13 protein-coding genes are annotated in these 13337 nt (G+C 68.5%); 3 read left to right on the top strand and 10 right to left on the bottom strand.

Translation table 11 applies throughout. From position 1 onward, the window contains the following. The first annotated feature begins 9 nt into the window (after positions 1-9). Entirely contained in the window at positions 10-756 is a 747-nt protein-coding gene (locus ACIOTO_RS19150; protein WP_029262546.1) for an alpha/beta hydrolase, read from the top strand. Between the two features lie 3 nt (positions 757-759). Here the strand turns inward: ACIOTO_RS19150 and ACIOTO_RS19145 are convergent, their stop codons facing one another. The 10 genes from ACIOTO_RS19145 to ACIOTO_RS19100 all read right to left on the bottom strand — a co-directional run bounded on the left by ACIOTO_RS19145 (position 760) and on the right by ACIOTO_RS19100 (position 12273). Then, positions 760-1626, bottom strand: coding sequence for a carbohydrate kinase family protein (locus tag ACIOTO_RS19145; RefSeq protein ID WP_400859070.1), 867 nt, complete (start codon positions 1624-1626; stop codon positions 760-762). Between the two features lie 26 nt (positions 1627-1652). Beyond that, a complete protein-coding gene (locus tag ACIOTO_RS19140) occupies positions 1653-2714 on the bottom strand; it encodes a polysaccharide deacetylase family protein (protein WP_400859068.1) in 1062 nt (353 codons plus the stop codon). A 56-nt stretch (positions 2715-2770) separates the two neighbouring features. After that, on the bottom strand, positions 2771-3886 hold the full coding sequence (locus tag ACIOTO_RS19135; protein ID WP_029262549.1) for an adenosine deaminase: 1116 nt from the start codon (positions 3884-3886) through the stop codon (positions 2771-2773). 50 nt (positions 3887-3936) lie between these two features. After that, entirely contained in the window at positions 3937-5229 is a 1293-nt protein-coding gene (locus ACIOTO_RS19130) for a thymidine phosphorylase (RefSeq protein WP_400859066.1), read from the bottom strand. After that, positions 5226-5624, bottom strand: coding sequence for a cytidine deaminase (locus tag ACIOTO_RS19125; protein ID WP_029262551.1), 399 nt, complete (start codon positions 5622-5624; stop codon positions 5226-5228). Before ACIOTO_RS19125 ends, ACIOTO_RS19130 begins: the two co-directional genes overlap by 4 nt. A gap of 26 nt (positions 5625-5650) precedes the next feature. Continuing rightward, on the bottom strand, positions 5651-6934 hold the full coding sequence (locus ACIOTO_RS19120; RefSeq protein ID WP_029262552.1) for an ABC transporter permease subunit: 1284 nt from the start codon (positions 6932-6934) through the stop codon (positions 5651-5653). Further along, positions 6934-8253, bottom strand: a complete 1320-nt coding sequence (locus ACIOTO_RS19115; RefSeq protein ID WP_029262553.1) for an ABC transporter permease — start codon at positions 8251-8253, stop codon at positions 6934-6936. Before ACIOTO_RS19115 ends, ACIOTO_RS19120 begins: the two co-directional genes overlap by 1 nt. Then, on the bottom strand, positions 8250-9764 hold the full coding sequence (locus tag ACIOTO_RS19110; RefSeq protein WP_029262554.1) for an ABC transporter ATP-binding protein: 1515 nt from the start codon (positions 9762-9764) through the stop codon (positions 8250-8252). Before ACIOTO_RS19110 ends, ACIOTO_RS19115 begins: the two co-directional genes overlap by 4 nt. Before the next feature lie 120 nt (positions 9765-9884). Beyond that, on the bottom strand, positions 9885-10997 hold the full coding sequence (locus tag ACIOTO_RS19105) for a BMP family protein (RefSeq protein ID WP_029262555.1): 1113 nt from the start codon (positions 10995-10997) through the stop codon (positions 9885-9887). 160 nt (positions 10998-11157) lie between these two features. Further along, positions 11158-12273 (bottom strand): mannose-1-phosphate guanylyltransferase, encoded by a 1116-nt coding sequence (locus ACIOTO_RS19100; RefSeq protein ID WP_029262556.1) that lies wholly within the window; start codon positions 12271-12273, stop codon positions 11158-11160. Between the two features lie 179 nt (positions 12274-12452). Between ACIOTO_RS19100 and sdhC the strand changes: the two genes are divergently transcribed. After that, positions 12453-12887, top strand: a complete 435-nt coding sequence (gene sdhC / locus ACIOTO_RS19095) for a succinate dehydrogenase, cytochrome b556 subunit (protein ID WP_105710884.1) — start codon at positions 12453-12455, stop codon at positions 12885-12887. Then, a complete protein-coding gene (locus tag ACIOTO_RS19090; RefSeq protein WP_091030821.1) occupies positions 12887-13333 on the top strand; it encodes a succinate dehydrogenase hydrophobic membrane anchor subunit in 447 nt (148 codons plus the stop codon). The genes sdhC and ACIOTO_RS19090 overlap by 1 nt, the downstream gene beginning before the upstream one ends. Positions 13334-13337 lie beyond the last annotated feature (4 nt).

The raw sequence follows: 13337 nt of genomic DNA, 5'->3' as shown, positions 1-13337 counted from the left end.
CGTTGATCCGTGCAGAAGAAGCGTGGCCGCCGGGTCCTGAAACGTGTGCTGTGGAGTCTCGCGATCGTGCTGGTGCTGGCGGTGGTCGGCGTCCTCGCCTACACGCAGATCGGTGTCATGGCCGCCGAGCCGGAGCCGCTCGCGAGCGTGCGGGAGAACCCCGCGATCACGGTCACCGACGCGGACGAGGGCATCGTGCTCGCCCCCGCCGACGGCGACTCGGATCTCGGCCTGGTCTTCATCCCCGGCGCCAAGGTCGACCCGTGGGCCTACGCGGCCATCCTCCAGGGGCTCGCCGAGGAGGGAACCACGGTCGTGATCACCCGCCCCTGGCTGAACCTGGCCTTCTTCGACCCGCGCGGACTCGACGCTTTCACCTCGGCCGCCCCGGATATCGATGTCTGGGGTGTCGGCGGGCACTCGCTCGGGGGCGTCCGCGCCTGCCAGCTCGCGGCGGATGCCGACGCGCTGGTGCTGTTCGGCTCGTACTGCGCGACCGACGTGTCGGACAGCGGCCTTCCGGTCCTCAGCATCTCGGGCAGCGAAGACGGCCTCTCCACTCCGGAGAAGATCGCCGACGCGCGCGACCTGCTGCCCGCTGACGCCGAGATGGTGGAGATCGACGGCGCATCGCACGCGTCTTTCGGGGATTACGGCCCGCAGGACGGCGACGGTACCCCGACGATCTCGACGGACGAGATGCACGACGAGGTCACGCGACTCACCGAGGAGTTCCTCGCGCCGCTCGCGCCCTGAGACTCACTCCCCCACCGAGCCGACGGCCGCATCCAGCAACGGGTGCAGATGACGCGTCCGGAGAACGGTTGCGGCTGTCCGCGCGCCCGCCTCGAGTGCCGCGCCGACTCCTGCGCCGTCCAGGTGCGCGTCGAGCACGCCCGCGAAGAAAGCGTCGCCCGCACCGTTCGTGTCGATGACCTCGACGGGCACGGCCGTCACCCGATACTCGACTCCTTGTGCATCCACGGCCACTGCGCCCTCGGCCCCGAGCGTGCACACGGCGAGTGAGGCACCGGCGGCGATGCGGGAGTGCAGGAATGCGACCGGGTCCGGGAGGCGATCCGCGTTGCAGAACACCGCGTCCGCCGCCGCCAGGAACGGGCGGTGGAACTCGGCCTCACCGTCGTAGTCGTGCACGTCGACCCAGATCGGGACTCCGGTCTCGCGCGCCATCGGCAGGAGCCGCAGCGGTTCGGCGGCGAGGTCGAGCACGATCACCGCCGCCTCCCCCATCCGCTCGCGCACCCAGGCATCCTCCTCGCCCACGGTCGCCTCCGGCGACGACAGGTACAGCGAGACCCGTTCTCCGGCGCGGGTCATGAGGTTCAGATGCCGCTCGGTGGCTCCTTCGCCCCAGCGCACCTGGACTCCTGCACGGTCGAGGGCCGCACGTACGCGGCCGCCCTCCTCGTCGGGTCCGGTGAGGGCATAGAGCTGCGTCGCACGTCCGAGCCCGGTGAGGCTCAGGGCCTTACCGGCGCTCGTGCCGCCGACGGTCGCCCATGTCTCCTCGGCGAACTGCATGTGGGGCACCGGCTCGGGGAGTCGATCGAGAACGACGATCGTGTTCCACGAGGCGGGACCGGCGATGAAGACGGAGTCGGGCATGCGACCATCCTGCCGCTTCGACGCCGTCAGCCGATGCGCGACACCAGGGCGTCCAGGCCCATGCCGTAGTCGATGCGCACCACGGGGAGGGCAAGCTTGTCGGTGCCGATGGTGACGAACCCGGGTTCGATCGTCCGTGCCATCTCGTAGCCGGCCTGCCGGACGCCCTGCTTGGCGGTGTCGTTGTAGTGCCCGAACGGATAGGCGATGACCTCGCGAACGCCCAGCGTGTCGCCGGAGAGGTTGAGGTCGGCGGCGATCTGATCCGCGGTCCAGTTCACCATCAGCCCGTCACCGTTATCGCCCGCCTTGTGCATGTCGTGCGTGTGCGAGCGGCGCAGCACGTGGATCGACGGCGGCGGGTCGGAGCGGTAGGCGGTCACCATGAACGACGTCGCGAGCAGCTTGTGCTTCGCCACGACGGGGGCCCCGAGGTCGAACCAGGTCTGGTCGGCATCGTCATCCGTGATGATCACGCTCCGCGCGGGCAGCGAGAGCCGACCGTCGATGAAGGCGCTCAGCTCGTCCCAGGTGGGCAGGTAGAAGCCCGTCGTCGCGATGTGGTTCATGTGCGCGTCGAAGTCGCCGATGTAGGCGTAGTTGCCGCGCAGCCAGCCGGACTCCCCCTCGGGATTCGCCGTGAACTGGTGGTACATGAGGATCGGGACCTGCACGCCCTCGGCCGCGTTCTGCTCCGGCGTCTTCCAGGCGGCGAAGAGCTCGACCTGCTGCTGGTCGCAGACGACGGGGTCCGCGCCGTTCACCCGTGCGGCGACGGTGTAGGCCGCGGCATCCGCCGCCGTCGCGTACCAGCCGGCGAACACACGACCGGCGAGTGCCGGGATCGGGAGCGCCTGGTACAGACCGTCCTGCCGCTGCAGCTGGGGGTCGGCCGGAACCCCTTCGCCCGTGAACGTCACCGCGCAGGCGAGCGGATCATCGGCATCCGCGATGAGCAGCTCCGCCGGTGTCAGCGGGACCACGGTCTCGACCGGAGTCGGTGTCCGTGTCGGCTTCGCTTCGGCCTCGGCCGGTGCATGGTTCAGCCAGACGTATGCCGCGAAGCCACCGCCCACGACGACGATCACCGCAGCGATGATGATTCCCGCGACGCCCCCGCGCCGTCTCCCCCCGGAGGCCACGGTCAGATGTCGAATCCCTCGGCGATCAACTCGACGAGCTCCTCCCGCTCCTCGACGGGGAGGAACGCGGCCGCAGCCGCATTGAACTGGAACGTCTCGAGATCGTCGAGGTCGTACTCGAAGGTCTCGACGAGCAGGGCGAGCTCGCGGGTCAGCGAGGTGGCGCTCATCGTGCGGTTGTCGACGTTCACCGTCACCGAGAACCCGAGCTGGTACAGCAGATCGAACGGGTGGTCGGCCAGGGTGTCGCCCCACGCGGCGATCGCACCGGTCTGCAGGTTCGACGACGGCGACAGCTCGAGCGGGATCTCGCGGTCGCGCACCCAACGGGCCAGGTCGCCGAACTGCACCTGCACCTCGTCGCCCTCCTGTGTGACGACCTGGAGGTCTTCGGCGATGCGCACACCGTGGCCGAGGCGCAGCGCGCGACCGTCGATCAGCGCCGAGCGGATGGACGCGAGCCCCGCGGCCTCACCCGCGTGCACGGTCACCGGGAAGAAGTTGTCGGCGAGGTAGTCGAACGCCGCGCGGTGGTTCGACGGCGGGAAGCCGTCTTCCGGGCCGGCGATGTCGAAGCCGACGGCGCCACGCCCGCGGAAGGCGACCGCGAGCTCCGCGATCTCCCGTGCACGGTCGGTGTGGCGCATCGCCGTGATGAGCTGGCCGACGCGGATGCTGCGACCGTCGCGATCCGCCGCGTCCTCGCCCTCCTCGATGCCCTGCTGCACGGCTTCGACGGTCTGCTCGAGCGTGAGGCCCTGCGCCTGATGCTGCTCCGGAGCCCAGCGCACCTCGCCGTAGACCACGCCGTCGGCCGCGAGATCCTGGACGAACTCGCGCGCGACGCGGGTGAGCCCTTCCTGGGTCTGCATCACGGCGGTGGTCAGGTCGAACGTCTTGAGGTACTCGACCAGCGAACCGGAATCGCTCTGCTTCGCGAACCACTTCCCGAGGGCTGCGGGCGTGGATTCCGGGACCTCGAGGCCGATGGAGTCCGCGAGCTCGAGGATCGTCGAGGGGCGCAGAGCGCCGTCGAGGTGGTCGTGCAGCGACACCTTCGGGAGGCTCCGCAGGGAGACGCCCTGCAGCGTGACGTCGCCGTTCGCATCGATCGACATGGTGATCCTCTCGGTCGCGGATGTGCTCAGTTCAGGCTAGCGGTCGCGAGTCACGCCGTGATGCGCTCGCGCACGATGGGACCGGCCGCCGGAGCCTCGTCGCCGATCTCCCACGAGCCCTCGAGAGCATCGAGAGCCCGGCCGAAGCGTGCGTCGTCGGCAGCGGAGAGGGTGAACAGCGGCTGCCCCGCGACGACGCGGTCACCGGGCTTGGCGTGCAGGTCGATCCCCGCCTCGAAGATCACCGGATCCTCGGCCCTGGCGCGACCGGCTCCGAGCCGCCAGGCGGCGATACCGAACGGCAGCGCGTCCATGCGCGTCATCACCCCGTCGGCCGGGGCAGTCACGACGTGCGTCTCCCGTGCGGTCGGCAGCGCCGCATCGGGGTCGCCGTCCTGGGCGCGGATCATCGCCTTCCAGGTGTCCATCGCGCGGCCGTCGTCGAGCGCGGCTTCCACGTCGGCATGCGGCTGTCCGGCGAGGGCGAGCATCTCCCGTGCCAGGGCGAGGGTCAGCTCGCGGACATCGGCGGGGCCGCCGCCGGCGAGGATCTCGACGGATTCGCGGACCTCGTTGGCGTTGCCGATCGCGAGTCCGAGCGGCACGTTCATGTCGGTGAGGAGCGCGGTCGTGGCCACGCCGGAGTCGGTACCGAGCGCGACCATCGTGCGCGCGAGTTCGCGGGCGCGGTCGATGTCCTGCATGAAAGCGCCGGAGCCGAACTTCACGTCGAGCACGAGCGCGTCGGTGCCCTCGGCGATCTTCTTCGACATGATGCTCGACGCGATCAGCGGGATCGCCTCGACCGTGCCGGTGACGTCACGGAGGGCGTACAGCTTCTTGTCGGCGGGCGCGAGACCCGAACCCGCGGCGCAGATGACCGCGCCGACATCGCCCTGCATCTGCGCGAACATCTCCTCGTTGCTGAGGGCGGCGCGCCAGCCGGGGATCGACTCGAGCTTGTCGAGCGTGCCGCCGGTGTGGCCGAGTCCGCGACCGCTGAGCTGCGGGACGGCGACGCCGAACGACGCGACCAGCGGGGCGAGCGGCAGGGTGATCTTGTCGCCGACGCCGCCGGTGGAATGCTTGTCGACGGTCTTCTTGCCGAGCGAGGCGAAGCTCATCCGCTCCCCCGATGCGATCATCGCGTCGGTCAGTACGCGGATCTCATCGCGCTCCATCCCGCGCTGGAAGATCGCCATCGCGAACGAGGCCATCTGCGCGTCGGAGACGTAGCCGCGGGTGTACGCGTCGATCATCCACCGCAGCGCCGCCTCGGGGACCGCACCGCCGTCGCGCTTGGCGCGGATCACGTCCACCGCGTCGAAGGGCTCAACAGTCATCGTGCTTCCTCCAGGTCGCGCGGCCCGAACGCGTCGGGCAGCACCTCGTCGATCGTGCGGATGCCGGAGACCGTCTCCAGCAGCATGCCCGGCATCGCGTGCTCGAACAGCAGCTGCCGGCAGCGTCCGCACGGCATGATCGTCTGTCCGTCGTTGTTCACGCACACGAAGGCGACGAGCTGGCCGCCGCCCGACATGTGCAGATCGCCGACGAGGGCGCACTCGGCGCACAGGGTCACGCCGTAGGAGGCGTTCTCGACGTTGCAGCCGGCGACGATGCGGCCGTCACCGACGAGGGCCGCCGCCCCCACGCGATAACGCGAATACGGCGCGTACGCCTTCGTCATGGCATCCGTGGCGACCTGGCGCAGTTCATCCCAGTCGATGTCTGTCATTGCGATGCTTTCCTCTTCCGACCGGGCTAGGACTTTATGTAGGGCTTGCCGTCGGCGGCGGGCGCCTTGATCTGCCCGGCGAATCCGGCCACGGCGAGCAGCGTGACCAGGTACGGCAGCATGAGCATGAACTCACCCGGGATCGGCGTCTTCAGGATCGACAGCAGGTTCTGCAGGTTGGTCGCGAAGCCGAACAGCAGCGCGGCGAGCGTGGCACGGATCGGGTCCCAGCGGCCGAAGATCACGGCGGCGAGGGCGATGAAGCCGAGTCCCGCCGTCATGTCCTTGCCGAACTGCGGCACCGAGACGAGCGTGAAGTACGCACCACCCATGCCGGCGATCGCCCCCGCGAGCAGCACGTTCCAGAATCGGGTCGGGTTCACCTTGATGCCGACGGTGTCCGCGGCCTGCGGGTGCTCACCCACGGCACGGAGCCGCAGACCCCAGCGGGTGCGGTACAGCCCCCACGCGACCACGGCGACGGTGATGAACATCAGGTATCCGATGAACGTCTGGTTGAACAGGACGGGCCCGATGATCGGGATGTCGCTGAGCACCGGGATCTCGACGCGCGGGAACCGGACGGGGGTGTTCAAGGTCGTCTCGTTCGGTGCGAGGAGTGCGCCGTAGAGGAAGCCGGTGAGACCCGTGACGAGCACGTTGAGCACGACACCGACGATGACCTGCTCGACGAGGTACTTGATCGCGAACGCGGCCAGCACGCTGGCCACCAGCACGCCACCCACCATCGCGCCGATCAGACCGACGAACGGGTTTCCGGTGATGCTCGAGAGCAGGGCGGCGGAGAATGCGCCGAGCAGGAGCTGACCCTCGATCGCGACGTTCACGACACCGGCGCGTTCGCCGATGACGCCGCCCAGAGCCCCGAACACGAGCGGTACCGACAGCGACACCGCTCCGAACAGCAGGCTGGTGACCGGAACGAGTCCCCCGGCCGATGCCCAGACGAGGAACGCGAAGACGGCGAGCACCCCGTAGGCCACGACCAGCCACAGCGAGGGCTTGCGGTAGGTCCATGCCCGGAGGAAGGCACCGACGGTCAGGACCACCAGGATGCCGAACACGACCCAGAAGGTCGAGGCGGTCGGCAATGCCACGTCGGGCAGCGAGAGGGCCGAGGACTGGTCGGAGAGGCGGAACGTGCTGGTGCCCGAGCGCGGCACCGCGAGGAACAGCAGCGCCAGCAGCGCGGTCGCTGCGGCGAGGACGATCGGCGCTTTGAGGTGCCGCTCCTTGACCGTCGCGAGCTGCACCGTGCCGTCGGCGGCCTGGGTCTGAACGAGGGACATCATGCCATCACCGCCTTCTTCGCGGCCTTGGCTCTTGCCTTGGCAGCCTTCTCCGCATCGGTCTTCGGAAGGAAGAACACCGTCCGCAGCAGCGGCGGCGCCGCGATGAACAGCACCACGAGCGACTGCACCACGAGCACGATGTCGACCGGGATGTCCTGCGCCTGCATCGAGAACGAGCCCGCCTTGAGCGCCCCGAACAGGATGCCGGCGGCGAACGTGCCCCACGCACGGCTGCGGCCGAGGAGCGCGACCGTGATCGCGTCGAAGCCGATGCCGGCGTCGATCGTCTCGGTCACGCCGGTGGTGACGGCGCCCTGGATCTGGTTCATGCCGGCGAGACCCGCCAGGCCTCCGGCGAACAGCATCGCGTAGACGTAGATGCGCTGCACGCTGATGCCGGCGGCGCGTGCCGCATGGGGGTTCTCCCCCACCGCGCGCATCCGCATGCCGAGCGACGAGCGCTCGATCAGCCACCAGACGAACAGCGTCGCGACGATCACGATCACGAAGCCGAGATCGAGCAGCGGGAACTGCGGACCGAGCAGGGTCGGGAACTGCGCGCTCTGCGGCGTCGCCGAGCCGAGTGCCTGGTTGGTGCCCGGCTTCTGCAGCAGACCCGGCGTGCGGATCATCCACAGCAGCAGGTAGTACGCGATGTAGTTGAGCATGATCGTGAGGATCACCTCGTGCGCACCGGTGCGCGCCTTGATGAGCCCCGCGATGGCGCCCCAGAGAGCACCGCCGGCGATACCGGCGATCAGCGTCACCGGGATGTGCAGCCAGATCGGCAGATCGAGCGAGAAGGTCAGCAGCGCCGCGACGGCGACACCGATGAGCATCTGCCCACGGGCACCGATGTTGAACAGGCCGACGCGGAACGCCAGAGCGACACCGAGGCCGGCCGCGATCAGCGGAGCCGCGAAGCCGAGGGTGTTCGTCAGCGGGCGGATCTGCGCCGCGAAGTCCGCGCCACGGGCGTTGAAGATCGCTCCGCGGAACAGCGCCTCGTAGCCGTTGTACACGGCGTTCCAGGCGGCGACGAACGTGTCACCCGGCTGCGCGAAGAAGTACACCGAGGCCGTCTGCACGTCTTCGTTCGTGAAGGCGATGAGGATGCCGCCCACGATCAGTGCCAGGACGATCGCGAGGATCGTCGTGACGGCGTTGCCGCGGAGGATCTCCTTGAGGATGAGGTTTCCGCGCGGAGGCGGCGGCACGTCGGAGGGGTCGCGCGGGACGGTGCCGGTGCTCGTGGCGAGCTCCTGCGGCGGGATCCCCTTGGTCACATCTCCTGCGCCGGGCGTCGCTCCGCTCACGCGGCCACCTCCCCTTCGGCCGCTCCGGCCATCATGAGTCCGAGTGTCTCCCGAGGCGTGTCTCCGGGGACGATGCCGACGATCGTGCCGCGGTACATGACCGCGATCCGGTCGGCGAGAGCCGCGACCTCGTCGAGCTCCGTGGAGACGACGATCACGGGGATGCCCGCATCGCGCGTCTCGATGATCCGCTTGTGGATGAACTCGATCGAGCCGACGTCCACGCCACGGGTCGGCTGCGCGGCGACGAGGAGCCGCAGGTCGCGGCTCATCTCCCGGGCGATGACGACCTTCTGCTGGTTGCCGCCCGACAGCGTGCCCGCCGGCGTCTCCGGCCCCTGCGTGCGGATGTCGTACTCGGTGATGCGCGCACGGGCGAACTCGTCGAGAGCCGAACGGCGCAGCGTGCCGGCGCGGCTGAACGCCGGGTCGTCCGAGCGGTCGAGGATGAGGTTCTCCGCGACGGAGAAGCCGGCGACCAGCCCGTCCTCCGTGCGGTCCTCGGGGACGAAGCCGACGCCGGCGTCGAGGATGGCGCGCACGCTCTTGCCGACGAGTTCCTTCCCGTCGAGCACGATGCTGCCTTCGACGCGGGCGGCGAGGCCGACGATGGCCTCCACCAGTTCGGTCTGGCCGTTGCCCTGCACACCGGCGATCGCGAGGACCTCGCCGGGACGGACGGCGAGGTCGACGCCGTCGACGACGATCGCGCCCGTGGCGGTGAGGACGCGCAGTCCCTTGACTTCGAAACCGCCCTCGCCCAGGCGGGGCGGGTCCTTGTGCACGGTCAGCTCGACCGCGCGGCCGACCATGAGGGAGGCGAGCTCCGCGTTCGTCGCGGTGGGAGAAGCCTCGCCGACGACCTTGCCCAGACGGATGATGGTGATCTTGTCGGCCACCTCGCGCACCTCGCGCAGCTTGTGCGTGATGAACACGATCGCCGTGCCCTCGTCGCGCAACTGACGCATGATGTTCATCAGCTCGTCGGTCTCCTGCGGGGTGAGCACCGCGGTCGGCTCGTCGAAGACGAGCACCTTCGCGTCGCGCGACAGGGCCTTGATGATCTCGACGCGCTGCTGCACGCCGACGGGCAGGTCGCCCACGAGCGCATCCGGGTCGATGTCGAATCCGAAGCGGGCGGCGACCGAGCGCACGTGCTCTCGCGCCTTCGCGATGTCGAGCCTGCCGAGTGCCTTGGTCTGCTCGTGACCGAGCATCACGTTCTCGGCCACGGTGAAGACCGGGACGAGCATGAAGTGCTGGTGGACCATGCCGATCCCCGCAGCCATCGCGTCGCCAGGACCGCGGAAGCGCTGCACCTCGTCATCGAGGAGGATCTCTCCCTCATCGGCCTGGTACAGGCCGTAGAGGACGTTCATGAGCGTGGACTTGCCCGCGCCGTTCTCGCCGAGGAGCGCGTGGATCTCCCCCGGCTCAACCACCAGATCGATGTGGTCGTTGGCCACGAGGCTACCGAATCGCTTGGTGATGCCGCGAAGTTCGAGCTTCATATCTGCACCTTATCCAGAAGAGTTATCCAGAAGAGTCATCCAGGAGAATCGTCGTCCGTCCACGGCACGGGGCGAGTGGCAGCCTGCTCACCACTCGCCCCGTGCTGGACCGGTTACGACTTACGGGGAGTTCTCGGACTCCACCGTGATGTCACCGGCGATGATCTGCTTCTGCAGCTCGGCCAGCTCGTCGAGCAGGCCGTCGGGCAGCTCACCCTCGAAGTCGCCGAAGCCGGAGAGCTTGACGCCCTCGTTCTCGAGCGTGCCGACGTACGGCGCTGCGTCGAACTCGCCGGCGGCGGCCGCGACGGTGGCGTCATGCACGGCGACGTCGATCGCCTTCATGATCGAGACCAGCGTCATGCCGGCCACGTTCGGGTCGGCCACGGCCAGGTCGCTGTCAACGCCGAGCATCAGCGTGTCCTTGCCGCTGTCGGTGATCGCCGCAGCAGCGCTCTGGTAGACGGGACCGCCGACCGGGAGGATGACGTCGACGCCCTGGTCGAGCACGCCCTGTGCGGTCTGCTTGGCGGTGTCGTTCGCGTCGAAGCCGCCCGTGAACGAGCCCTTCTGCGTCGCGGCGTCCCAACCGAAGACCTCGACCGCAGCCGACTTGTCCTCGTTGTACTTGTCGACTCCGAGCTGGTAGCCGTCCATGAACACGGCGACCGACGGGATCTGCATGCCGCCGAAGGTGCCGACCTTGTTCACGCCGCTCTGCGCGGACCAGGCTGCCGCGGCGTAGCCGCCGAGGTAGGCCGCCTGCGCGGTGTCGAAGACGAGGGGCTTGATGTTCGGAGCATCGGTGGTGCCGTCGAAGTCGTTGTCGGCGTAGTCGTCGATGATCGCGTAGTCGATCTCGGGGTTCGCGAGCGCGGACTCGACCGTGGCTGCGGAGAGCTTGAAGCCGACCGCGACGATGAGCGAGCAGCCTTCGGAGACCGCGGTCTCGAGGTTCGGCGCGTAGTCGTTGTCGTTCGCCGACTCGAACTCGAGGGGCTTGATGCCGAGCTCGTCAGCCGCGCTGTCCATGCCCTCCTTGGCCGACTGGTTGAACGACTTGTCGTTCCAGCCGCCCGCGTCGGAGATGAGGCAGGGAAGGAAGTCGGAGTCGACCGGCTTCTCGGAGCCCGCGGGCTTGTCGGTCGGTGCCTGACCGCAGCCGGCGAGCGCGAAGATGACGCCCGCGGCGACCGTCGCGCCGAGCAGCTTCTTGGTGGTGGAGATGGTCAACTGATGCCTCCCTCAACGAAACCGCGGCCATCGCGGATCGATCAAAGTTACCTACTGTTTCGCCTTTTGCGCACGTGCGCGGCGGATGCGCTGGCCAAAGGTTACAAAGCTGAAATCAAGCCACCCGATGAGCGTGTACGCCTGCTCATCGGCGCAGGGTTCAGAGCACGTCTCCGCGGCCGGTGAGCTTGAGGGACTCGACGACGCCCTTCACGCGCTGCGCGTGCTCGACCGTGGTGACCAGGAGCGCGTCGGGGGTGTCCACGACGACGATGTCCTGGACGCCCACCAGGCTGATCACCCGAGAAGTCTGACTGACGAGGATCCCGCTCGCGCCGTCGGTCAGCACCCGGGCATTCGGCCCGAGGACGGCGAGGTCGTTCTTACGTCCGTTGTTGATGAGCTTGGTCAGCGAGGCGAAGTCACCCACGTCATCCCAGTCGAAATGGCCGGGGACCACCGCGAGCCGTCCGCGGCGGGCGGCGGGCTCCGCGACCGCGTAGTCGATGGCGATCTTCTTCAGGCGCGGCCAGATGCGGTCGACCGCAGGTCCGCGCAGCTCGCGGTCGTCCCAGGCCTCGGCGAGTTCGAGGAGCCCGGCGTGCAGCTCGGGCTCGTTCGCGGCGAGCTCGTCCAACAGCACGCTCGCCTTCGCGATGAACATGCCGGCGTTCCACAGGTAGTCGCGATCGGCGAGGTACTCCTTCGCCGTCTCCAGGTCGGGCTTCTCGACGAAGCTCTCCACGAGCGCGGCCTCGCGCGCGCCGTCGACCACGAGCTCCGGGCCCTTCTTGATGTAGCCGAAGCCGATCGCCGGCTCGGTGGGTGAGATGCCGATCGTGCAGATGTATCCCTCGCGGGCGACCTCGACGGCGTCGCGCACCGCGAACTCGAACACGCGCGTGCTGCGGATCACATGGTCCGCGCTGAACGAGCCGATGATCACGTCGGGCTCGCGTCGGTGCAGGATGGCTGCGGCGAGGCCGATCGCGGCGGCCGACTCCCGCGGCTCCGACTCGAGGAAGACGTTGAGGTCGGCGATGCCCGGCAGCTCGGCCTCGACCGCGGCGCGGTGCGCGCGTCCGGTGACCACGGCGATCCGGTCGGATCCGCTGAGCGGTTCCAGGCGGTCCCAGGTGTCGCGGAGCAGCGAATGCCCGGAACCCGTGAGGTCGTGCAGGAACTTGGGCGCGTCCGCCCGGGAGAGCGGCCAGAGCCTGCTGCCGATGCCGCCGGCGGGAATCACTGCGTAGAAATCCTTGATGGGTGCGCTCACCCTGCCAGGGTAGCCCGAGGAGACCTCTCGACATCGAGATACTTAGGCTCCCCTTCGTCGCTCCCAGTCTTCTGACAGGAATAGGATGGACAGCGATCGGGCGTGCCTGACTTCGACAGGCTCACACTTGAACGAGAGCAGCGCATGCGACCGACGCACATCGATCAGGGAGGACGACCGTGTCCACGAGCGCTCGCTTGACACCGTCGATTTCGGAAACCACGTCCAAGACCCCCCGCGGCACCCTCTATCGGGGCCGCGAAGGCATGTGGTCGTGGGTGCTTCACCGCATCACCGGAGTCGCCATCTTCTTCTTCCTGTTGGTGCACGTGCTCGACACGGCACTGATCAGGGTCTCGCCGGAGGCGTACAACGCCGTGATCGGCACGTACAAGAACCCCATCATGGCGTTCGGCGAGGTCGTGCTCGTGGCCGGCATCGTGTTCCACGCGATGAACGGACTGCGAATCATCGCCGTCGACTTCTGGTCGAAGGGCGCCAAGTACCAGCGTCAGCTCTTCTGGGGCGTGCTGCTGGTCTGGGGTATCATCATGGCCGGCTTCGTGCCCCGCCACCTGATGCTCGCGTTCGCCGGATTCGGAGGGGGACACTGATGACCGCGCAGACCATCGCAGCCCCGGCTCGCCGCCGCCGCGGAGTCAACCTCGAGAAGTGGGGCTGGGTCTTCATGCGCGCCTCGGGCGTCGTGCTCGTGGTGCTGATCTTCGGCCACCTCTTCGTCAACCTCATGGTCGGCGAGGGCATCCACGCCCTCGACTTCGCATTCATCGCCGGCAAGTTCGCCACGCCGTTCTGGCAGTGGTGGGACGTGCTGATGCTGTGGCTCGCACTGATCCACGGCGCCAACGGCATGCGCACGATCGTGAACGACTACGTCACGAACACCACCGCCCGGAAGGCCCTCACCTGGGCCCTCGGGCTCGCCGCCGGCCTGCTCATCATCCTGGGCACGCTCGTCGTCTTCACGTTCGACCCGTGCCTGGGTGCGACCGAGGACAGCGTCCTGTGGAGCGAATGCGCCGCACTGGTCGGGAACTGAGAAG

Origin of the sequence: Microbacterium sp. NPDC087592, assembly GCF_044743585.1 — a bacterium.
GTDB lineage: Bacteria > Actinomycetota > Actinomycetes > Actinomycetales > Microbacteriaceae > Microbacterium.
Note: the sequence above shows the minus strand (reverse complement) of the source record. Positions and strands in the feature narration are given on the sequence as shown.